The organism is Leptospira congkakensis, assembly GCF_004770265.1.
Lineage (GTDB): Bacteria > Spirochaetota > Leptospiria > Leptospirales > Leptospiraceae > Leptospira_A > Leptospira_A congkakensis.
Map to the genome: position 1 here is coordinate 294959 of NZ_RQGQ01000016.1, position 21460 is coordinate 316418.

Below are 21460 nucleotides of genomic sequence, written 5' to 3' on the forward strand. Positions count from 1 at the left end.
CAAAATTCCGTCCCTCTTCGATGTTTAATTTATGTTTCAGGGCGTTTATACCGCGGTCATCACCCCCTTCCGCCAGGGGAAAATCGATTATGATAGTTATTTTAAAATCCTAGAAAACCAGATCCGCTCCGGCGTGGCGGGTGTGGTTCCTTGTGGGACAACCGGGGAGTCTCCCACCCTTTCTTACGAGGAACATAAAGAACTCATCCAAAAGACGGTTCAGGTGGTCGCAGGGAAGATTCAGGTCATTGCAGGCACTGGTGCCAATTCTACTAAAGAAGCCATTGAACTCACGGAATCGGCTTGTGCGGACGGGGTGGATGGAATTCTCACTGTGAATCCTTATTACAACAAACCCACACAAGAAGGGATGTTTCGTCATTTCACAGAGATTGCCAATGTATCTTCCAAACCGGTAATGTTGTACAACATTCCAGGAAGAACCAATGTGAATTTACTTCCTGAGACAGTAGCAAGGCTTTCGGCCCATCCAAAAATTGCGGCCATCAAAGAAGCAACGGGTGATTTGGGACAAATGGCAAAGGTCATTGCCGCGACACCGTCTGACTTTGATTTGTTGTCTGGTGATGATAACCTAACTTTGCCAGTTTTATCCATTGGTGGAAGGGGAGTTGTTTCTGTAGTCTCCAATCTTTTCCCACGCGCTTGTGTGGATATGGTTTCCTTGTATTTACGCGGCGACCTAGAAGCATCCAAAAAGATTTATTACAAACTCCTTCCTGTGTTTATCAATGCCTTTATTGAAACCAATCCCATTCCTATTAAAGCAGCTATGAGTTGGTTTGGGTATTGTGAAAATGAACTTCGTCTTCCGATGACTTCTTTGTCAGAAGGTTCTCCTGCGGATGCTTTCAAAAAAACTGTATTCCAACTCAAAGAGGAAGGCATTGTCTAAAATCAAAGTTGGTGTTATCGGTGCAGGGGGAAGGATGGGAAAGGCCATCATCCAAGTCCTTTCCCTTTCCAAAAAATCAGAGTTAAGCGCTGCTGTCGTGAGAGAAGGTGCGGTTTATGCAGGATTTGATTCGGGAAACCATGCTGGTATCAAAGAAACTGGGATTTTACTTTCCACCGACTTACAAAAAGCATGTGAGTCTTCTGACGTCCTGATTGATTTTAGCACCCATACTGGATTTGAATCCATTTTAAATTCTGCATTATCAAACAAAAAACCATTGGTGATTGGGACAACAGGTCTTACTGATTCCGATAAGGCACTCATCCAATCGGCAGCAACATCGATCCCCATTGTTTTTTCACCAAACATGTCGGTTGGTGTAAATCTCTTATTTAAATTAACAGAAATCGCTGCTAAAGTGTTAGATGAAGATTTTGATGTAGAAGTTTTAGACATCCACCATCGTCATAAAAAAGATGCTCCTTCTGGAACGGCCATGTATCTAAAAGAAGTTCTTTTAAATGCAACCAAACGTTCGGAAGAAAATGTCATTTATGGTCGTCACGGAATGTATTCAGAAAGAGACCAAAAAGAAATCGCCATGCATACGATGCGTGCCGGTGAAGTGGTTGGCGAACACACCGTATATTTTTTAAGTCCAGAAGAACGAATTGAAATCACACACAAGGCTCAAGATCGCAAAACCTTTGCCACTGGTGCTGTAAAAGCCGCTGAGTTTTTACACGGAAAATCCAAAGGCCTTTATAATATGTTTGATGTGTTAGGAATATAAATTGGATTTTTTTCGAGGATTATACATCATCCCATGGAGTAAAAACTATATCTCCATATCTTTAGATGTTTTAATCGTCGCATTTTTAATTTATAAAACTTACACAACACTTCGTCGAACACGGGGAATCCAACTTTTACTCGGTGTGGGTATCATTTGGATTTCAGGAAGTCTTGCGGAATTTTTAGGGTTTGAACTTCTCGAATGGATTCTCACAAACATCAGGCCAGCTTTAGTTTTTGCGATCATAGTCCTTTTACAACCGGAACTTCGTAGGTTGACGGGAGATTTGGCAAGGATTCGACTTCTTCGGTTGTTTTTTCTCAAACCAACTTTTGACTTAGATCCTATAGTCGAAGCAGTTCGGATGATGTCTCAAGAAAAAACTGGATCCATCATCGTACTTGTAAAAGACATTAGTTTAAAAGATATCTCCGAAAACGCTGTGCCAATGGATGCGCAGGTTACGTCCGAAGTTTTACAAACTATCTTTTTTAAAAACTCACCTCTCCATGACGGAGCTGTCATCATCGAACAAAATCGAATTGTTTGTGCTGCTTCTTATTTGCCTATGAGTAGTTCGGTGGAAATTGCAACACTTGGTGCAAGGCATAGATCTGCTTTGGGACTTTCCGAAGAAACAGATGCCATCATCATAGTTACCTCTGAAGAAACAGGAGACATTACCATTTGTTATGAAGGGGAAATGTTACATCCTGTAAAACCTCTGGAACTCAAAGCCCTTGTGAGTAGTCTAATGACTGGAACTCGTAGATCCAAGGATGATTCTCTTCGCAAACCGAAAGAGAAGGATACGGGAGTCAGTATATGATTTCAAAACTTTTAGGTAAAGTTGGTAGAAACTGGAAAGCAAAGTTAGTTTCTTTAATCATTGCTAGTATTTTTTATGTAAATCTCCAAAACTCTAAAGTTTTAATCAAAACCATCAACGTTCCTGTCGATTATCCAAAGTTATCTGGTAATCTAAACTATTCCAAAAATCCGGAAAAAACAATTCCAGTTCGTGTAGAAGGTTTGAAGGATGTTGTGAATTATTATTCGCAGTTTATGAAAGCGGTGATTGATCCAGAGGATGTACAACTCGGAGTCACAGAAGTTCCGATTAAAAAAATCGTTGGTGTTCCGAGTGGGGTTAAGGTTACCAAACTGAAAAAAACCGTTCCTGTGGAAATTGAATCTCGTGGATTAAAAGTTGTTCCTTTGGAAGTTGTTTTTGAAGGAGCCCCTCCAGCTAACTTTGAAAAGTTGACTCAAATTGTGAGTCCTCAAAAAATTACTCTCAGTGGAAAACCGCAAGATATAGAAAAAATCACCAAGGTCATTTTGCCGGAAATCTCACTTGTAGATAAAAAGGAACCGTTTGCAAAAACGGTTCGTATTCCAGATCTTCCCAAAGGTGTGAATGTTCTAGGCTCTCGGGATGTCACTGTGAATGTAAATATCATTCCACTTTCGTATAAAACTGGGGAACAAACGGCTGCAGGAATTCCTATTGTTTGTTCGGGCTCAGATGCTAGGTTAGATGCGGAACTTTCGGAAGAACAAGTTGCCATTCGTTATTTTTCTCTCAAACCAATTCGGTCTGCGCAGATTCTTACCGGAATCACTGCGCAAGTTCCATGTAACTATATCTTTGATCCTATTAAAAATAAAATCATTCCCGAATTACAGCCGCAAGTTGCTAAGGTTCGAATCATTAAAAACAAAGATCTAAAAGGAATTGAAATTTTACAAATCAGTCCTGAAAAAATCGAAATCCGTTACAAAGTAAAGGAACAAAATCCTGAAGCAGATCCTACGGATGATGGAACAGGGATGGAAGGCCCAGGTACTGTCCCTTCCGATCGAACTTAAACTTTAAAGATCGAATGCATCATGATTCGATTATATTTTTCTGAATTACGTTTCAGAATTGAGTATCAAATTTAAGTCCAACCAAAAACCCTTTGTTTTATTTTAGAAACTCATAGATTTCTTTAAAACTTTCTTCTGGATTTTCCCATTGCGGATAATGTCCAATTGTTTCCCAACGAATTACTTTTTTGTTTTTTATCGGAAGTTTTTCGATTTCTTCTGCTAGGTGACGACCACTTACTGGATCCTCTCCGCCGTTAATAAAAAGAAGGGGAACTTCTGTTTGGAGGAGTGCATTTTTCCAACGTTCGCCATGTAATCTTCTTTCTTTGATGTATTTTAATAACTTGTGAGGAATTAAAACTTTATTGGGATATGTGATGAGTTTCCAAAGAACAGATATTTCTTTGTCACTCGGTTTTGTATTTTTTCCAAATACTTGAGCAAAAGCCACTCCAAACTTTTTTTCATCATAAAACCTTGAAAGAATAGCACCTAAGATTGGTGTGGCGAGAAGTTTTTGTTTGAATGTTGGCCTATGGAGATGCGGAAAAAGTCCTCCATTCAGAAAAACGGCACCATCAATTTCATACTTACGATCTGCGCGTTCCAAATGTCGGGCTAAAATTTCTTGGCCCACACTCACTGCATAATCGTGAAAAACAAATTTAACCCTACGTAGTGCATTTTTTTCGATATAGTTTTCTATGATATCTGTTTGTTCGATCAGTGTGTATGTATGTTTTTTTGGTTTGGAAGAATATCCAAATCCTAAAAAATCAATGGCGATTGTATTGAAGTAACGTGAAAGACCATTAAAAATTTTAGAATAGTCCCAAGAGGAAGTAGGGAATCCGTGAAGCAAAATTAAATTTTGTCCTCTTCCTTCTTGGATGAAGAAAATTTGAAATTTTTTATATTCGAAGAATTTGCCAGCTGCCAACCATTCGGTTGCGTTCTTTTTTGGAAAGTTTAGATCCACCATATCCGACATAGCACAAAAAAAGAGGAAGTGAGTCAAATAGAAGAATTTGCTACTTTCTGATTTCCCGAAAGCCGATCTTTAAAGAGATGGAATCATACCCTCTCATTTATTTTGTAAAACCTGAAGGAACCATATCGGATTGGGAATATTTTTGGCATCAGATTCCTTATGGAGCACCAGGAATCCTTACTTTTTTTGTGGGAGTATTTTTAAGTTATTTTGCATTTCAAAAGTTTCGTAAATCGGATGTTGATAACAAAATATTCCACCTCAATTTGACAGTTGCTTTTATCAGTTTTGGTTCTGTAGGTCTTGTGTTAACAACGAGAGCTTGGATTCAAGATGTACATACATTGGTTTTTTGGAATGATTTATTATACTTTCTTGTCGCACCATTAGCCCCAACTGCTTTTTATTTGGCCTACCATATGACAGGCAAACAAAGTAAGTTGTTATTGTATTATTCTTATCTTTGTTGGTTTGCAAGTTTAGTATTGTACTTTGGTGTGTTGATTGGGAAGGGCTTTGAAACTACTGTTTTTGAATTCACTTTCGGAAAGTATCCTAGGGGAAGTTCTTTTGTTCGTCCATGGGGGATTTTGGCCCCGCTTGGGTATTTCTTTTTAATTTTACCGTCCTTTATCAAACATTACCAATACATTCGTAAACATTATCATCTAACACTATTCCATGGAGTGAATTTGCTTTTTTTACTCACAACCATGAATGCGCCCAGTATCCTTGGGTTCAAAGTGTATCCAGGTGGATTCTTTTTATTCATTCCTATGTTGCTTGTCGCCTATGGGGTGTTTCGTTCTGACTTTTTTGATGTGAACGAACTTCTATTCCAAAAGAATGGAATGTTTTACTTTCTATTTGCACTTTTATCCTTTGTATTGATTTTTATTTCTTTTGGTGTTTCCTTTGGGCTTTCCCCCGATGCTTATGAATCAGCAAAATGGTACCCTTGGGGAATCCCGCCCGTAATATCAGTGTTTGGTGCGGTTTTCCTTTCTATTATTGTTGCCGGTGCCAATCCATCCGCAAGAATCAACCAACTTTGTGCCTTCGCACTCATCCTCACTGGGTTTTATGTCATCCAATCTGTTCCTTTAAAATTAAATATATCTTACGTCGTACAACTTCGTATTTCACAAATGACTTTTGTGGCTTTTGCATTTGCTCCGAGTATCATGGTGCGTTTGGTATTCGAAGCCATTGGTAAAAAATCTCCTTCTTGGATTCAAGGAATTGATTTTCTTTGTGTGAGTGCTGCTGTGCTTGCACCTTCACCATATTTGTTTGTCGGTTATTTTGATTATCCATGGTCAAGAGTCCACCACGGGGGTCCGGCTGAATTACTTGTCGGAATGAACGGTGCCATTGCTCTCGTTTTAGTACTCATTACTTTTTTAAGAAACAAAGGTTATATCAATTTTGCATCTAAATGGATCATTGGGTCTTTTTTGTTATCCGCTGTTTTGTTGTTAGCGGGCCTATTGCCAAGTCATGGATTCCCCATTTATCCTTTGGCAGACTTCCAATTCATTCCCGCATTTTTACTCGGTTATGCGGTACTCCGGCATGGTGCTTTGTCATTGGAAGGAAGAACCATCCAACTCAGCCAAAGGTTAGCCAACTTAGGCCTGATCACTATGGGTATTGCTGCCATACTATATTTCCCTCTCATTCGTGAACAATACGGAGTGGGGGAATCGGCATTTCATTTAACAATGATTGTTTTGCCGCTCGTTTTGTTTAATTACCTTGTGGTTTATATCATGTCTCGTCCTTTGGCAGAAGAATTGGATATCAGTTATTTTCTATTGGATTTGGAAAAACAAAAGGCTGATGAAGAAAGAGAAAAGGCTCTCATTGCACAAGACAAAGCAGAAGAGGCAAGAGAAGAATCAGAAAAGTTATTACTCAATATTTTGCCTTATAAAGTAGCCCAAGAATTGAAACAAAAAGGAAGTGTCACACCTTCACGGATCGAAAACGTCACTGTTCTTTTTACTGACTTCAAAGGGTTTACTAAAGTTGCTGAGGGTATGGATGAACAAAGTTTAATCGAAGAGTTGGATGCTTGTTTCACTCAGTTCGATGAAATTATCCTCAGAAACAATTTAGAAAAACTAAAAACCATCGGGGATAGTTATATGTGCGCTGGTGGTCTTCCTGTAGAAAATAGAACCAGTGCCATTGACGCTTGTTTGGCGGCATTAGAAGTCCAAAGTTTTATGAACCAATTGAAGGAAATCAAAACGGCCCTTAACTTACCATTTTGGGAACTTAGGCTTGGTCTTCATACTGGTCCCGTGGTTGCGGGAGTGGTGGGACGATTTAAGTTTGCTTATGACATTTGGGGTGATACAGTCAATACAGCTTCTCGAATGGAATCCGGTGGTGAAACAGGAAAAATCAATGTTTCCAAAGAAACTTATGAGTTAGTAAAATATTTTTTTGTTACGGAATACCGAGGAAAAATTTACGGAAAAAATAAAGGTGAGTTGGATATGTATTTTGTCCATCGCCTAAGGCCTCGTTATTCGCAAGATCCAGATGGCAAGGCACCTAACCAGTATTTCCGGGAAGTGTATTCCCGGATCACACAGGGTGCCAATATCCGTTGGAAGAACGGAACTTAAATTCTCTTAGGTTTGTTCTTCCTCAGCAAGCCAAGTTCGTAATAACTGAGCCACGTCTTCTGGTTTTTCTTTTGCCAGATTGATTGCGTTTTCGAGTAATTCTCGTCTGAGTTTTTCGTCGAGGGAGAGTTCGACTTCTGCTCCCCCTTCGTCCATCACTCGAAGAGCAGCTTCTCTCATCATTTGTTGTTGAGCAGCAAGTTCTTCTTCTCTGAGTCTTCTTCTTCTTGCGATTTCTTTTTTGATCGCACGATATACAAGGATAGCAAGGATGAGTAGAATCAAAATTACGAGTGAAGCAATGACCATATTTCGGATGGCTCTTTGTTTTTGAAATTCTTCATCCTCTAAACGGAATTGTTCGGTTCTATCTTTTGGAATGGTGATGACACTGATTTGGTCACCACGTGATCTTGTATAACCAATCGCTGCTTCTAAGTTTTTACGAACTAGTTTTAAGTCACCTTCGGCAACGGGAATGTACTTTCTATCATATCCCAGTCCATCTTCTCTTTCTTTTCGTTCCCAAACACCATCGACCACAACAGAGAGTCCAATCTTTTCGATTTTCCAAGGTTGGCGTTTGATGTCTTTAACTCGTTTATTGAACTCGTAGTTATTGATATTTTCGTCTTTGGAGTATTCTGCTTTTTGGTAATCCGTATCTTTATAACCAGGAGGAAGATTTGGTTCTGTTCCAGCAGGGCCATCGGGAGTGAACCCACGCCCCTTAAAAGATTCTTTTGTTTCTTTGGAAGATACTTTTAAGGAATATCCATCTACCAACTTTCTTTCGTTATATGGTGTGTCAGGGTTATCTTCTTCAGCAACCACAGGTAATACTTCGTTTTCAGTTAAGGATTCTTGATCCCAATTGAAAGAATATTCGAAACGAGTGATGTCCACTCGATCTTCGCCGCCTAGATACCAACGAAGGGTATTTCGAATGTCGATGAGTCGTTTCACTCGTTCTTCTTCTTCGATTCTAAGTTTTTCTTGGACGATACGAAGTTCTAATCTTTCTTTTTCTAAGTCTTCTTCAAAGTCGGAAATGATTTTTCCATCAGGATCGGCAACACTAACGTTCTCTGGTTTGAGTTTGGGAACGGCTCTTGCAACTAAGTTCACAATCCCTTTGATTTCTTTTTTGCTCATCCCATCCACACCAGGTTTGAAGTGTAAAATGACACTGGCTTTGACTGGATAGGAATTGGATTCAAAAAGATCTCCTTCGGGGATGGCAATGTTGACATCAGATCTTTCGATGGGTCTTAATGTATTGAGTGATTTTTCAATCGCACCTTTGAGAGCTCTATATTTTTTAATGTCTTTATCGAATTGGGTCTCTGTAAATTTTTCAATGTCAAAGAGTTCCCAGCCTGTTACACCGGCAGGAATCAAATTCTCTTGTGCAAGTTTTGTAACGATTTCTTGTCTTTGGTCAGGATCTACAGTGATGAGACTTGTTTCGCTGGAACCATAAGAATAACCGAGGGCATCGAGTTTTTTGGTTACCTCAGAAAAGTCTTTGGAATCCAAATCCTTAAAAAGAACCACTCGGTTTCGTTGTGACGAGACATTGGATAAGATGATGACTGCCACCACCACAACGGCGAGCACACCACCCAAAATCATTTTTTTGGTTTTATCGAGTTTGTTTAACAACTCTTTGAGATTATCGATGATCTTTTGCAGTGGTTCAGGCATAGTACGGGCCTCGTCGAGATTTGAGACATAATGTGTCGGCAATTCCGAAATGTACAAGTACTTTTCGGGGAGGTGCGGAAATTAAGGGGGATTTCGGTTGGGATTTATGGATTCAGACGATCCGAAAAGGAAAACCCACCCAATCCACAGCCTTGGTTGGCTGGAAAAGGAGGGATTTTGAATTTAGGCAGAAAGAGATATGGGGAACAGTAACCTGGTGAAAGAATACCGTTTTGAATGGTTTTCTTTTACGCCACACCTTCCACTTTTTGGAACACACGATCAAATCGTTTGAGGGCGTCATCAATCACGGCATCTGTATCCGATGCGCTTGTATAAAGCCTACTGCCCGCGAGTGTTACTAGACCTTCTGACATATAAGCCGCTCCCATTTCTTCCATGGCATGTTTTCGTTTATGAGCTTCGGCAATTGTTTTTTTGATGGTCCAGAACTTCTTAATATTGATGTCGAGTAACATTGTACCAACGGTTTCTAAATGGCAGATGGATCCTTGGTTGAAAGCAACAAAAGGAAGATCATACTTTTGGATTAGTTTTTGTAACCCTTTAGTAAGCCTATCACCCGCTCTTCCTGATTTTTCAAGGGCTCCTGTTTTTTCCATTTCGCAAAGTGTAAAGTAACCAGCTGCAGAACTCAGTGGGTTTGCCGCCATCGTTCCACCGATTAACGCCTTTTTGGTGCCTGTTTGAAGTCCTGCAGATACATACTTCATGTATTCTTTTTTACCACCGAGTCCACCAGCCGATGGATATCCACCTGCAACAACTTTACCAAAGATGGTAAGATCAGGATCCACACCAAAATACCCTTGGGCTCCACTGAGTCCAATTCGGAAAGCAGTCACCACTTCATCAAAGATAAGAAGGGCACCATATTTGTTACAAAGTTCACGAACACCTTTGTTAAAATCAAAGTCAAGAGGCCTTGTTCCACTTTCAGGACCCACTGGTTCAATGAGAACGGCAGCTGTTCCACCAAAAAAACGATTTCGTTTGAGAACCGATTCTAAAGCGTTCAAATCGTTCGGATAAAATTCTTGAGTGTATTTGAAAATGGACTTAGGAACTCCATTGGCTTCGAAATGTCTTGTTCCTGGGATACGAAGTCCATACGCAAGTTGATCACTCCAACCATGATATGCTCCGCCCATCTTCACAATGTTTTTTTTCTTAGTGGCAAGTCTTGCCACGCGAATGGATGCCATACAAGCTTCTGTTCCAGAACCGAGCATTCGAAACATTTCGACAGAAGGAACTAACTCTACAATTTTTTCTGCTAACTTATATTCGTATTCGTGGAAGAGACCAGTTACGGGTCCTGTTGTATTGAGAAGTTCGATGACTTTTTTACGTACAATGTTTGGATTGCTTCCGAGAACGGTGGGCCCGCCTGCTTGTAAAAAATCGATGTATTTGTTTCCGTCTAAATCATAGAGATAAGCACCTGATGCTTCTGTGAATACAAGAGGAAAGGGGTGGTTAAAAGAAAGGTTGTGTTGAACGCCACCCGGAATGTACTCCGAAGCTTTTGTGATCATGGCTTTGGATTTACTACATTTTTTATCAAAGTAGTTATGGATGATCCCCTCCATTTCGTTTTTACGGATGGATCGGATGGGAAGGGAAATTAATTTCCTTAGGTCTTTGTAGATTTGGTCTACGTTTGGGTATTCGTTCATGGAAAAGCCTTGGGCCATATAATCTTTCCTCTTCCGGGTCTTTTTTCTTGACAATGAGTGAGTCATCACTCATTGTCAAGAAGGAATTCATAAAATAGTTCGAGAAACTCGGATTCTTTGGAAAATAGCGATCAATTTCCTTGAGAAATCCAGTCTTTTTAGTTTATTGGACGGGGACAGATATGGTTACGAAGCATTTTAATGATAGTTTTGAGCGGATTTCCGAAGAAAAGAGAAACCGGATTTTATCAACAGCCATCGCTGAATTTGCCAACCGCGGGTTTACGAGCGCCAATACCAATACCATTGCCCAAAAAGCGGGAATTAGCGTTGGTTCACTTTATAAATACTTTGAAACCAAAGAAGATTTTTTCCTCACTGTTGTAGACCACGGAATCACCCAATTAGAAAAAACTTTGGAATCCATTCTTGCTATGGATTTGGATTTGTTTGGCAAAATAGAAAAGATCATTCGCATCATCCAAACCCATTCCCGGATCAACCAAGATATCATCCGTCTCTATAACGAAATGACAACAGAAAGTAATTATGAGCTCATCACTCGTTTGTCAGGTGAACTCGAATCTTTATCTGCCAAATGTTATATTGAAATGATCAACCTAGCCAAAAAAGAAGGAACCATCAGTTCGGAAGTGGATAGTAATCTTTCTGCATTTTTATTAGATAATATCTTTATGACACTCCAGTTTTCTTATTCCACAGTATATTATAAAGAACGTATGAAAATATATTTGGGAGAAGATGTGTTTGATAAGGATGAAGAGGTTGTGGCGGGAGTCATGAAGGTCATTCGCAGGGCACTTGGCGGATAGGTAGAGTTTTTTGTTTTTATTCATAAACAGTTGCGAGAAGTTTCATAATTACAAAAACTGAAGCGATATGATAAAAGCGATTCTATTCGATTACGATGATACTTTAGTCCAAACAAGAAAAACTCGTTATAACACGATATACAAATTATCTGAAGAAATCTTTAAATCGAAAATCACCGAAAAAGAAATTGATGCCGCTTGGGGACTTCCTGCTGAAGAATTTTTACTGAGACTCTTTGGGCGATTTTCTTCGGATATTCATTATCTTTGGTCTATCTATATAGAATTTTCAAAAAAAGATTTAAATATTCCTCATTTAAATGCTTTTGATTTTATTGATAAATATAAAAACTTCGTAAAATTTGGAATTGTCACTTCATCCAGTGAAAAAGTTGTCATTCGCGAACTGAATGAACTTCAAGTGAATCTGAATTTTTTTTTACAGATCCAAACCTCTGATCATACTACTGTTCACAAACCGAATCAAAATGTTTTTGAACCAATCTTTGGATTATTAAAAAAAGAAAATATTAATAAGGAGGAAATCATCTATATCGGCGATTCTCCTGCCGATTACGAATCTGCTAGCAGGTTTGGATTTCATTTCGTTGGTATCGCCCACGATGATAGGCATCTTCCTTATTTCCAAACGGGGAAAATTCCATTTGTTCGAAATTTTTTGGAACTAGAAGAGTATTTAATCAATCAATATAGTTTTGCGTAATCAAGGATAGTTTGTTTACGTTTTTGGAACGATTGTATGCGATAACAAACAAAACAGTAAGAGAAGCAGAAGGTTGCCCAATGAAAGATTTGAATGATTATGTAAATGCATACAAAAAACAACTCCAAATCGGAGACATCCAAGAAGCATATGCTAGGCTCGTAAAATACGTAACCAAACTCGGCACAAACTTATCCAAAAATCTTTCTAAAAGTTATTCCTTTGGAAGCCTTTTTCAAGGCTATATGGACTATACCTATTTCTATTACGGAAACAAGTTCTTGAAAGATAGAAAATTAAAGATGGGGCTTGTGTTAAACCATCCTAAAATGCAATTTGAAGTTTGGCTTTTGGGTCAGACCATTCCCATCCAAGAAAGGTATTGGGAGTATTTTAAAAACACGAAGTGGAATAAAAATAGAACTACCAAACCACAGTATTCTATTCTTGAGACTGTCCTAATTGAAAATCCAGATTTTAATGATTTGGATCGGCTTACGAAAGAAATAGAAAATCATTTGGTTCAGGTGACTGCGGAAATTATTGAGGACATTAAGCGCAGTAAATTGAAATAAAAGTAGTTGGCTTACAAAGTAATGGATAAGGCATAACAGAAGCTTATCATTCCCTAATCGAACCTGGTATCATCTCTCCTAGATACAAGGATAGCTTTCATTGGCTACCCTTGTGCCGATTGGTTTATCCCTTAACTTTCCATAAACGGTGATTCTTTTAACCAAAACACCATCACAAAATTGATCAGTGATAAGATGAGTAGAATATAGAGAAAAGAAATCATTCCGAGGAAGTTCAGTCCTAAGATAAATAGAATCCCCGATACTTGTCCTACTAGAAGTAACAATCCTTGGGAAGTGGATTCTGGTGCGGGAGAAGTGATCTCGGCGCAGTATTGAAATCCAATTGGCGCTCCAATTCCGAGTAGAAAAAATCCAATCACAATTGAACCGATGAGTAGGAAAATAAATCCTTGGAACAAGGTGAACAAACTAAGTCCAAGTAAAAATCCTGCCATCGCAATGATGAGAAATAATTTTCTCTTTTGTAATTTGTCGGATAACGGAGGAATGATGATCCCACCTACGATACCAGAGATGAGCATCACTCCACCCACGAGTCCTGATTCATCGATATTGAGTCCTTTGATTTCACAAATTTGATCAATACAAGTGCTGACTGCATTGAAGACTCCAAGCCCTATGAGAAACAAAAACAGAATTTTTCTCATATCCTTCTGTCTCCATAAAAAACGAAGGCCTTCTAAAAAGGGAAGTTCATGGTCCTCGCCGTGAGTGCTGGGAGAAGTTGGTGGTTTTTCTTTGATGAGGATAAGAAAAAGTATGGCAGATGCTACGGAAACAAAACCATAAATCATCATAACACCTGGAATGGAATTTCCTGATTGGAGTAAGATAGGAGTGAGGATCATCACAAGAATGATTCCGAGAAATTGCGCGAGAGTTCCCAGGGCAACAGCAGTGGCTCGTTCTTGGATAGGAAACCACAAAACACTAATCTTTGTGACGGCGTTGAGTAAAAAAGGTTGTGCTATGGCCAAACCAATTTGGCAGATAAGGACAATGGTGTAGTCAGCAGCATAAATTCCTTTGAGTAATCCGCAAACACCAGTTAGTATGGCTCCAAACCCAACTCCTTTTTTGATTCCATAAGTATCAATCACGTAGGATGCAGGAATGGCAATGAAGACAAAAACTCCGAGGAAAACAAGAGAAAGTAAATCTATCTGCAAAGGGCTTACGTGATAAAATTCTTTGGCATCACGGGCGATGGGTGCAAAAGTCAACCATTGCAAACAGATCGTGGCAGTGATGATGATGTAGGCGAAAAGCACGACCCAGCGATACGAATATAATTTTGGTGGGTTTTGACTCATTTTGACTCCCTTTTGTGCAATCGATAGATTTGATTTTGAATCATTTGTTCGGAATAAATCCTCAACTGGAGAAACGCCGAAGGAAAATGATTTGCCATCGGAGCTGATGATTCTAATTCTTTGTGAGTGATCACTCACTTTTTTCCTTTTTCGGGAGAAAAACGACAAACCTTTTGGAACGGTCATTTGGTGGGTGACTTTGATGGAGTTTGCATGCAATCGGAATATATACTTACTTATGATATTGGCACTACCGGAGTCAAAACCTGCCTCTTTCGAATGACAGAGGCACTGGAACTCGTTCAGTCTGCTACAAAGGAATATTCGATCCAACTTTTTGAAAATGGGGGTGCCGAACAAAATCCAGAAGACTGGTGGTCTTCCATGAAAGATACCACCGCACAAATCTTAACCCAATCCAAAATCCAACCAGACTCCATCCAAGGAATTTCCTTTTGTTCCCAGATGCAGGGCCTTGTGCTCACCGATTCGAAGTTTCAAGTAGTGCGTCCTGCGATGAGTTATATGGACCAAAGAGCAACAGAAGAAATGAAAAAAGGAATTCTTCATGGTCTTAAAATTGAAGGAATCAATGCCATCAAACTTTTGTTATCTCTTTGGATCACGGGAGCTGTGGCTGCGAGTGTAAAGGATCCTATTTGGAAATACAAATGGGTCGAAAAAAATGAACCAGAAGTTTTCTCCAAAGTGAAGTGGTGGTTCGATGTAAAAGAATATCTAATCGCACGTTCTACAAACGAAGCTGTGATGACTAGAGATTCTGCCTTTGCTACTTTTTTATATAACTCAAGGGTTGGAAAAGGAAATTGGAGTCCTCTTCTTTGTAAGTTATTCGGTGTTCGTTTGGATCATTTGCCAAAGATTGTGAATTCTTCTGATCGTGTGGGAGGACTCACAAAAGAAGCTGCCGAGTATTTAGGACTCAAAGAAAACATAGCAGTGTTTGGTGGTGGTGGAGATGCTTCTCTCATTGGTGTAGGTGCAGGTGCCGTTAGCGAAGGTGATACACATATTTATGCTGGAACTTCTGGATGGATTTCAACAGTTACCAAAAAGAGAACGGTTGATATTGGTGCAAGGATTGCTTCCATCGTTGGTGCCAGAGAAGGACATTATAATTATTTTGGAGAACAGGAAACATCTGGTAAATGTTTGCAATGGGTAAGAGACCACTTGGCTTTAGATGAAATTGATTTATACTTAGAAAAAAAGAAAATCACCGATGGTCCCGATGCTGTGTATGAAAGTTTATTCGAGTTTATGTTTGATTCGATTAAAGATACAGAACCTGGATCTCACGGAGTTATCTTTACGCCATGGCTTCATGGAAACCGTTGTCCCTTTGAAGACCCAAAGGCAAGAGGGATTTTCTTTAACATCAGTTTGAATACGGGCAAAAGAACTCTGATTCGATCAGTTGTAGAAGGAATCCTTTTTCATAAACGTTGGATTTTAGAATTATCTCACCGAAAGGTGCCTACTTCTGATACAATTCGCTTTGTGGGAGGTGTGGCAAGGTCTGCGTTTATCTGTCAGTTGTTAGCTGATATCACTGGAAAAACCATTGAAAGGGTGGTTCATCCGGAAAACGTTGGCGCGATGGGAGCTGCTGCCATCGTAGCTTTTGGAATTGGAAAAATTCAAAAATATGAAGAAATTAAGTTTATGATTCCGATCCAAGACAGATGGACTCCTAATCCAAATCATAAAGAAATTTATGATAAAAACTTTAAGGTCTTCAAAAACCTTTATCAAACGAATCAAAATAATTTTGCAGTTTTAAATACATAAATTTGGGAATAGGAAATGGCTAAAGATAACATTGAATACAGTATGAAAAGTTTGGGGAAACCTTTCGCAATTGGTAGATCGGCGGATCTATTTGCTTTGCCTGAGAATAAAATTCTAAAACTTTTTTTTCCAGAGGCGAAGGAATCAGAAATTGATTTAGAGGTAGAGAATACCGTTGAGGCCAACAGAAAGGGTGCATCGACGATGAGATGTTATGGAAAAGTCAAAGTGGAAAACAGGTCAGGAATTATTTTTGACAGGTTGAATGGAATTTCACTTACAAAACTTCCTGATAAAAATCCATTGGAACTCTTTCGGATCGCAGGGAAATTGGCTCGTTTGCATTACGGCATCCATCAAATTGAATCGGAACGTTTTAAAGATATTAAAGAAATCTTAAATCAGTGTTTGGCCTCCGATCCACTTTCTTTTTTGACTGGCAGTGAAAAAGAAAAAATCAAGTCCTATATAACTTCGTTACCCAATGGAAATTCTATCCTTCATTTGGATTTTCATCCAGAAAACGTAATTGTTGAAGGGAAGGATGAAATCATCATCGATTGGATGACTGCGGCAAAAGGAAATTCGGCAGCGGATGTTGCTTTCACCTTCCTACTGTTCACCGATGGAGAACTTTGGCCGGGAACACCAAAATTAAAAATTATTTTTTATACAATCATCAGAAAGTTCATCCTAGGCGGGTATTTGAAAGCCTATAAAAAACTTAGCGGGATTACTGATGCAGAAATTTCGGCTTGGAGATTACCTGCCCTCATCCTTCGTTTGGGCTTATGGAATATTGAGAGTGAAAGAGAAAGTTTAAAATCACAAATCACTCGTTTGGTGGCAAATGGTGGGAAAGTATGAATTTGAAACTAGAACGTTTTGTTGAATCATACAATGGTGAGGAATTTGACGTTACGATCATCGGTGGAGGAATCACTGGTGCCAGCTTAGCATATGAAGCAGCAAGTCGTGGTTATACAGTCGCTTTGCTTGAAAAAAAAGATTTTGGTGGAGCAACTTCAGCAGCCACTGGAAAATTAATTCATGGTGGACTTCGTTATCTAAAACAATTTGAAATCGGCCTTGTGAGAGAAGCACTCAAAGAACGAAGGATCCTTTCTAACATTGCTCCTAATTTGGTTTATCCCTACCCAATGATCCTTCCAAAACCAGGAATCATTGCAAGAATTGGTCTTTTTGTTTATGACCTTCTGTCTTTTGATAGTAAGTGGACTTGGGACGAATCCAAACAAATTCCCAATCATAAATATCTCAAACGAAAAGAACTTATAGAAAAGAATTTAGGTGATTTTGAGGACGCGGCATATTTTTACGATGCCATTTGTTTGAGTCCAGAAAGGTTAACACTTAGTTTTTTAAAGTCTGCTGTCGCTTATGGTGCTAAAATCTCAAATTATACAATCGTCGATGATTTAATTTGGAATGAAGGCGCTGTTACCGGAATTCAAGTCCATGATGTTTTGACGGGTGTTAAACACCAAATCCGTTCCAAGGTAACAGTCAATGCTTCCGGGCCATGGACTCACAATATCCTTTCTAAATCTCCTAAAACAGAACAACCTATGCCGAAAAAACGTTCGGAAGGGATCTATATCATCACTAAAAAGTTAACCAACCTAATGACTCTTTATGTGGGCGATAAAGGACATTTCAGTTTTGCTCCTTGGAGAGGCCACTCGATGATTGGGCCAACAGAGAAGTCTTACTTTGGTAATGTGGAGGATTGGAAACTCACTCGCGAAAGTATTGTTGAATTTATTGATTATATCAATGAAACTTCTCATCTCAAAGAAAAGTTAAGTATAAATGATGTCATTTTTGCTTACGGGGGTTTACGGCCCTTAATTGAAAGTTCCGATGATACGTATTCTGCATCCAGAAGATCTGAACTTTATGATCACTCTCGAGATGGAATCCAAGGTTTGATTACAGCCGCTGGTGGAAAATACACAACGAGTCGACATTTTGCAGAATCAATTTTCAAACGAATCCAAAAGAAATTACATAAAAAACCTGGTGAAAACATCTCCGCAAAACAACATTTATACGCTTCGCAAATACCGAATGTTGAAATTTTCATTCAAGGGGCACAAAAACAGAATGCCGATTTCTCAGAAAAAACTATCGATTATTTAATCCGTCATTATGGGTTACAATATGAAATCATTTTGGAACTTGCTAGAAAAACAAAAAATCTAGCGGCCGTTCTCAATGCCGATGGAGAAATTTTAGCAGAAGTTGTTTATGTGATCCGTTATGAAATGGCAAAATCTCTTTCTGATATTTTCTTAAGAAGGACAGGTCTTGGAACACTTGGGATTCTTTCTGATGAAATCATGAAGGCGATCATTGATACGGCTGCAGAAGAATGGAATTGGTCAGAGGAAACAAAAAAGAAAGAAACAGAGATCATTTACAGAACCTTAAAATTACCTGTTTGATTCTTTTTAGATCATAATTTTAGGCTGACAAAGAGCACTTTCCCCATTTATGATTTGGTATGGGCAAAGTGCTTACCATTGATACCGAATATGCCAACTTCTCTCAAGTGGCTTCGGCCTATCTTTTAGAAGAAGAGGGCCATGGGGTTGTTGTCGAAACCAATACTACCTATGCCATTCCCAAGATTCTAAAAGTTATGGAGTCTGAAGGAATCAAACCAGAAAATTTGGACTATGTGATTGTGACCCATGTGCACCTAGACCATGCGGGTGGAGCTTGGGCTCTACTCGAAGCTTGTCCAAATGCAATACTTCTCGCACATCCCAAAACCGCCAAACACTTGATAGATCCAAGATTACTCATTAAAAGTGCCACCTCTGTTTATGGAAAAGAAAATTTTGATTCTTTGTATGGTGAAATCAAACCCATCCCCAAAGATAAAGTTCGTGTGATGGAAGATGGAGAATGGCTGAGTTGGAAAGGCCATTCTTTTCAGTTTATCTACACCAAAGGACATGCGAACCATCACTTTTGTATCTATGATAAAAAAACAAATGGAATTTATACAGGTGATTCCTTTGGAATTTCATACCCTCATTTAGAAAATGGAAAACGATTTATTTTCCCTACGACAACACCAACTGACTTTGATGCTATGGAAGCGGTTCATTCACTCGATCGGATTTTGGAAACGGGAGCCGAAGTTGCTTATCTCACTCATTTTGGTCCCATTGGTGATTTAAAGAAAAATGCAGAGGATTTAAAAATTGGCCTTGGTTTATGCAGCGAAGCAATCGCGATGTTGGATGCGGTGCCAAAAGAAAAACGTTTGTCTTTTATGGAGACCAAGGTGGAAACAATGATCCAAACTTTAGCAAACAAAAATTCTATCACTCTGACAGAAACGGATTGGAAGTTATTACATCTGGATGTGAATTTGAATGCACAAGGGTTGGTTTATGCCTTTGAAAAGAAACAACCAAAAGTATAAATACCAACGTAAACATAAACTCAATTAAATGAATCAGAATTTATATAAACCGAGGAATCGCTGGAGGAATTTTTTACTACGATTCATTTTATTAAACCAAGTATTATTTCTATTTTTATTACTCTCTCAATGTTCTTTACCTTCAAAATCCAAAAAGTCCAAGGAACCCCAAATCCAAATTCATTTTATATCCGATGAGTATGAGGAAATAAAATTCATTCCTTCTTCTTTATTTGAATCGAAAGACTTACTCTTGATCCTTGCTGAGTTATCTAGAAAAGAAGATCCATCCATGCGATTTATTTCTACCAATAGAACGGAAGAAATTATGGAAGTGAATGGGAAATCAAATTCTTGGTCAGAGGGTTGGGTGGTTTATGTGAATGAGGAAAGGGTGGATGGAGTGCAGATGAAACGCGGACTTCGAGTGGGGCCTAATGACAAAATCGAAATTAAATATGAGGCCGTAGAACGTGTGTTTGGTCGTCCCAGGCCATAGTTCACTAAAGGAACCAGTTCGTTTCAAAGGTAACTGATCCGTTGAAACAAACTGGTTTAATGATTTAAGTTTTATCTAAGAGTTGTGAGTTCTCGGTAAGCTCTTACAAATCCATCGGACATTGTTTTTGCAAATGTCAAAGAGATCCGAGCCTTCTCTGCCGCAATCATCACGTCATGAAGTTCCACTGAGTTTGGATCAAAAACAATTTTTTGTGTTAATTCATCTGCTTCTACTTGTTGGTCATTCACTTGTTCGAAGGCTTTCTTTAAAGCATCTCCAAAAGTTCCAGCCACTTCATCCGGAGATTTGGCTTCATTTGTTTTGCCGTAATGACGTTCATTGGAGCGAAAGATTCCTACCTTATCACCTTGTGGGAGTAGGGAATGTGGTTTGTAAGTTTGGGAACTGATGTTTGAAATACGATCAATGGACATGGGTCTTTCCTCACTCTAAACATCGACCAAATTCAGAAAACCTAAAGAAAAAAATTATGTCACATTAAAAAAAGGGAAAATCACGAGGGATTTGGCCGGGTTTTACGCCCGACCGATTTCCATTGCCTTATTCATCATGGCTTTGGATCCGTTGATGAGCTGGACATTGGCCTCATAAGAGCGAGAAGCGGAAATCATATCTGTCATCTCCGTAACAATGTTGATGTTCGGAAGTTCCACATATCCTTTTTTGGGGCCAGTTTGGATGGCATCGGGATGGGTTGGATCGTAAGTGAGTCGTAAAGGACTCATATCCTTTTCGATTTTCATTACCTTAACCCCTTTGCCTTCGCCAGGAGCGACCCCAAAAGGATACACAGGGCTTTTCCAATTGGTTCGTAAGTTAATCGGTGTTAGGATGACGCGGTCACGTCTAAAAGGACCATCTCCATTGGTATTTCTCGTGGTTGTCGAGTTAGCAATGTTATTCGAGATAACATCCATTCGGAGTCTTTGGGCAGAAAGGCCAGTGGCAGATATATTAATCGAATCAAACATTCCCATAACTTACTCCTTAGTTGGTTCTCATCACAATGTTGAGAAGGCGGTTGTTTTGGTTGAGTCGATCAATCATAAGGCTGTAACTCATTTGATTTTGATTGGCTTCCACCACTTCTTTTTCAATGTCTACGTTGTTCCCATCGGGTCTCATCGTTGTGAGATAATCCAAATTGGTTTTGGGTTTGGCGTCCCTGTAATCTAGAGGTTTAAAGAATTCAATATGACGATCGTTCGTGATTTTAGTCGGAACCGCTTTGTCCTTTTCAATTTTTTCTGATTCGATGGCACGTTTCAGCATCGATTCAAACACCACTTCCGAACGTTTAAAATTGGGAACGTCTGCATTGGCGATATTATCAGTAATCACTTTACGCCTTTGGCTCGCTGCCCCAAGGCCACGCTCCAAAAGGTCTTGAGTTTTCATGAAATGTGTTGCTTCAAACATATTTCTCTTCCTCTCTACATTCCCCTTCGGTCGGTTTTTCTTCCCCCTAAAGCATTTTATGTCGCTTGTTAATGATTTTTTTTGGGGCTGCCCCAATCACTTCTGAAACCAAACTGAGAAGCAGGAAGGGTCGGGCTCTCCCTCCAATCC

The 21460-nt window shown here is 39.2% G+C and carries 20 protein-coding genes; 13 read left to right on the forward strand and 7 right to left on the reverse strand.

What is annotated here, in order from left to right:
- Positions 1 to 31: 31 nt before the first annotated feature.
- The 4 genes from dapA to EHQ70_RS11765 are packed head-to-tail and all read left to right on the forward strand — an operon-like array spanning position 32 to position 3587.
- Positions 32 to 916: a 4-hydroxy-tetrahydrodipicolinate synthase gene (dapA, locus tag EHQ70_RS11750; protein WP_135586615.1), complete on the forward strand. Its 885-nt coding sequence runs from the start codon at positions 32 to 34 to the stop codon at positions 914 to 916.
- A complete protein-coding gene (dapB, locus tag EHQ70_RS11755; RefSeq protein ID WP_208729541.1) occupies positions 867 to 1712 on the forward strand; it encodes a 4-hydroxy-tetrahydrodipicolinate reductase in 846 nt (281 codons plus the stop codon). Before dapA ends, dapB begins: the two co-directional genes overlap by 50 nt.
- A 1-nt stretch (position 1713) precedes the next feature.
- Positions 1714 to 2544 (forward strand): diadenylate cyclase CdaA, encoded by an 831-nt coding sequence (cdaA, locus tag EHQ70_RS11760; protein ID WP_135586619.1) that lies wholly within the window; start codon positions 1714 to 1716, stop codon positions 2542 to 2544.
- Positions 2541 to 3587, forward strand: a complete 1047-nt coding sequence (locus tag EHQ70_RS11765) for a CdaR family protein (protein WP_135586621.1) — start codon at positions 2541 to 2543, stop codon at positions 3585 to 3587. The genes cdaA and EHQ70_RS11765 overlap by 4 nt, the downstream gene beginning before the upstream one ends.
- 97 nt (positions 3588 to 3684) lie before the next feature.
- Here EHQ70_RS11765 and EHQ70_RS11770 read toward each other — a convergent pair whose 3' ends face one another.
- Positions 3685 to 4608: an alpha/beta fold hydrolase gene (locus EHQ70_RS11770; protein ID WP_244288320.1), complete on the reverse strand. Its 924-nt coding sequence runs from the start codon at positions 4606 to 4608 to the stop codon at positions 3685 to 3687.
- A 50-nt stretch (positions 4609 to 4658) separates the two neighbouring features.
- Between EHQ70_RS11770 and EHQ70_RS11775 the strand changes: the two genes are divergently transcribed.
- Positions 4659 to 7220, forward strand: coding sequence for an adenylate/guanylate cyclase domain-containing protein (locus EHQ70_RS11775; RefSeq protein WP_135586623.1), 2562 nt, complete (start codon positions 4659 to 4661; stop codon positions 7218 to 7220).
- Between the two features lie 6 nt (positions 7221 to 7226).
- Here EHQ70_RS11775 and fliF read toward each other — a convergent pair whose 3' ends face one another.
- Positions 7227 to 8927 (reverse strand): flagellar basal-body MS-ring/collar protein FliF, encoded by a 1701-nt coding sequence (gene fliF, locus EHQ70_RS11780; RefSeq protein WP_135586625.1) that lies wholly within the window; start codon positions 8925 to 8927, stop codon positions 7227 to 7229.
- A 248-nt stretch (positions 8928 to 9175) separates the two neighbouring features.
- The gene (locus tag EHQ70_RS11785; protein WP_135586627.1) at positions 9176 to 10645 is read right to left on the reverse strand and encodes an aspartate aminotransferase family protein; all 1470 of its coding nucleotides are present in this window, start codon (positions 10643 to 10645) and stop codon (positions 9176 to 9178) included.
- Between the two features lie 164 nt (positions 10646 to 10809).
- On the opposite strand from EHQ70_RS11785, the gene EHQ70_RS11790 reads away from it, so the two are divergent.
- The 3 genes from EHQ70_RS11790 to EHQ70_RS11800 all read left to right on the forward strand — a co-directional run bounded on the left by EHQ70_RS11790 (position 10810) and on the right by EHQ70_RS11800 (position 12759).
- Complete coding sequence (locus tag EHQ70_RS11790) at positions 10810 to 11460, forward strand: TetR/AcrR family transcriptional regulator (protein ID WP_135586629.1); 651 nt, start codon at positions 10810 to 10812, stop codon at positions 11458 to 11460.
- Between the two features lie 67 nt (positions 11461 to 11527).
- The gene (locus tag EHQ70_RS11795; RefSeq protein WP_135586631.1) at positions 11528 to 12184 is read left to right on the forward strand and encodes an HAD family hydrolase; all 657 of its coding nucleotides are present in this window, start codon (positions 11528 to 11530) and stop codon (positions 12182 to 12184) included.
- An 11-nt stretch (positions 12185 to 12195) separates the two neighbouring features.
- Complete coding sequence (locus EHQ70_RS11800) at positions 12196 to 12759, forward strand: DUF7000 family protein (RefSeq protein ID WP_244288321.1); 564 nt, start codon at positions 12196 to 12198, stop codon at positions 12757 to 12759.
- A gap of 131 nt (positions 12760 to 12890) precedes the next feature.
- Here the strand turns inward: EHQ70_RS11800 and EHQ70_RS11805 are convergent, their stop codons facing one another.
- Positions 12891 to 14096, reverse strand: coding sequence for an MFS transporter (locus EHQ70_RS11805; protein ID WP_135586633.1), 1206 nt, complete (start codon positions 14094 to 14096; stop codon positions 12891 to 12893).
- Positions 14097 to 14309: 213 nt separating this feature from the next.
- On the opposite strand from EHQ70_RS11805, the gene EHQ70_RS11810 reads away from it, so the two are divergent.
- Genes EHQ70_RS11810 through EHQ70_RS11830 form a run of 5 tightly spaced genes read left to right on the forward strand, consistent with a single transcriptional unit; the run spans position 14310 to position 19867 of the window.
- Complete coding sequence (locus EHQ70_RS11810) at positions 14310 to 15908, forward strand: xylulokinase (RefSeq protein WP_135586635.1); 1599 nt, start codon at positions 14310 to 14312, stop codon at positions 15906 to 15908.
- Positions 15909 to 15923: 15 nt separating this feature from the next.
- Positions 15924 to 16775 carry an aminoglycoside phosphotransferase family protein gene (locus EHQ70_RS11815; RefSeq protein ID WP_135586637.1) on the forward strand — a complete coding sequence of 284 codons (852 nt, stop codon included), beginning with the start codon at positions 15924 to 15926 and terminating at the stop codon, positions 16773 to 16775.
- On the forward strand, positions 16772 to 18376 hold the full coding sequence (locus EHQ70_RS11820; protein ID WP_135586639.1) for a glycerol-3-phosphate dehydrogenase/oxidase: 1605 nt from the start codon (positions 16772 to 16774) through the stop codon (positions 18374 to 18376). Before EHQ70_RS11815 ends, EHQ70_RS11820 begins: the two co-directional genes overlap by 4 nt.
- Before the next feature lie 59 nt (positions 18377 to 18435).
- On the forward strand, positions 18436 to 19368 hold the full coding sequence (locus tag EHQ70_RS11825) for an MBL fold metallo-hydrolase (protein WP_135586641.1): 933 nt from the start codon (positions 18436 to 18438) through the stop codon (positions 19366 to 19368).
- Positions 19369 to 19396: 28 nt separating this feature from the next.
- Positions 19397 to 19867 (forward strand): hypothetical protein, encoded by a 471-nt coding sequence (locus tag EHQ70_RS11830; protein WP_135586643.1) that lies wholly within the window; start codon positions 19397 to 19399, stop codon positions 19865 to 19867.
- A gap of 71 nt (positions 19868 to 19938) precedes the next feature.
- Here the strand turns inward: EHQ70_RS11830 and fliE are convergent, their stop codons facing one another.
- The 3 genes from fliE to flgB form a co-directional block, all read right to left on the reverse strand.
- Positions 19939 to 20304, reverse strand: a complete 366-nt coding sequence (gene fliE / locus EHQ70_RS11835; protein ID WP_135586645.1) for a flagellar hook-basal body complex protein FliE — start codon at positions 20302 to 20304, stop codon at positions 19939 to 19941.
- Between the two features lie 102 nt (positions 20305 to 20406).
- Entirely contained in the window at positions 20407 to 20868 is a 462-nt protein-coding gene (gene flgC / locus EHQ70_RS11840; protein ID WP_002975027.1) for a flagellar basal body rod protein FlgC, read from the reverse strand.
- A 10-nt stretch (positions 20869 to 20878) separates the two neighbouring features.
- Positions 20879 to 21310 carry a flagellar basal body rod protein FlgB gene (flgB, locus tag EHQ70_RS11845; protein WP_135586647.1) on the reverse strand — a complete coding sequence of 144 codons (432 nt, stop codon included), beginning with the start codon at positions 21308 to 21310 and terminating at the stop codon, positions 20879 to 20881.
- Positions 21311 to 21460: the final 150 nt, after the last annotated feature.

What these genes read in the sequence shown, in the direction of transcription:
- EHQ70_RS11830 (WP_135586643.1), top strand. Translation starts at nt 19,397, where the DNA reads ATGAATCAGAATTTATATAAACCGAGGAATCGCTGGAGGAATTTTTTA.
- EHQ70_RS11805 (WP_135586633.1), bottom strand. Translation starts at nt 14,096, where the DNA reads ATGAGTCAAAACCCACCAAAATTATATTCGTATCGCTGGGTCGTGCTT.
- EHQ70_RS11825 (WP_135586641.1), top strand. Translation starts at nt 18,436, where the DNA reads ATGGGCAAAGTGCTTACCATTGATACCGAATATGCCAACTTCTCTCAA.
- EHQ70_RS11765 (WP_135586621.1), top strand. Translation starts at nt 2,541, where the DNA reads ATGATTTCAAAACTTTTAGGTAAAGTTGGTAGAAACTGGAAAGCAAAG.
- EHQ70_RS11795 (WP_135586631.1), top strand. Translation starts at nt 11,528, where the DNA reads ATGATAAAAGCGATTCTATTCGATTACGATGATACTTTAGTCCAAACA.
- EHQ70_RS11820 (WP_135586639.1), top strand. Translation starts at nt 16,772, where the DNA reads ATGAATTTGAAACTAGAACGTTTTGTTGAATCATACAATGGTGAGGAA.
- dapA (WP_135586615.1), top strand. Translation starts at nt 32, where the DNA reads ATGTTTCAGGGCGTTTATACCGCGGTCATCACCCCCTTCCGCCAGGGG.
- fliF (WP_135586625.1), bottom strand. Translation starts at nt 8,927, where the DNA reads ATGCCTGAACCACTGCAAAAGATCATCGATAATCTCAAAGAGTTGTTA.
- EHQ70_RS11785 (WP_135586627.1), bottom strand. Translation starts at nt 10,645, where the DNA reads ATGGCCCAAGGCTTTTCCATGAACGAATACCCAAACGTAGACCAAATC.
- fliE (WP_135586645.1), bottom strand. Translation starts at nt 20,304, where the DNA reads ATGTCCATTGATCGTATTTCAAACATCAGTTCCCAAACTTACAAACCA.
- EHQ70_RS11815 (WP_135586637.1), top strand. Translation starts at nt 15,924, where the DNA reads ATGGCTAAAGATAACATTGAATACAGTATGAAAAGTTTGGGGAAACCT.
- EHQ70_RS11775 (WP_135586623.1), top strand. Translation starts at nt 4,659, where the DNA reads ATGGAATCATACCCTCTCATTTATTTTGTAAAACCTGAAGGAACCATA.
- EHQ70_RS11790 (WP_135586629.1), top strand. Translation starts at nt 10,810, where the DNA reads ATGGTTACGAAGCATTTTAATGATAGTTTTGAGCGGATTTCCGAAGAA.
- flgB (WP_135586647.1), bottom strand. Translation starts at nt 21,310, where the DNA reads ATGTTTGAAGCAACACATTTCATGAAAACTCAAGACCTTTTGGAGCGT.
- flgC (WP_002975027.1), bottom strand. Translation starts at nt 20,868, where the DNA reads ATGGGAATGTTTGATTCGATTAATATATCTGCCACTGGCCTTTCTGCC.
- EHQ70_RS11810 (WP_135586635.1), top strand. Translation starts at nt 14,310, where the DNA reads ATGCAATCGGAATATATACTTACTTATGATATTGGCACTACCGGAGTC.
- dapB (WP_208729541.1), top strand. Translation starts at nt 867, where the DNA reads ATGCTTTCAAAAAAACTGTATTCCAACTCAAAGAGGAAGGCATTGTCT.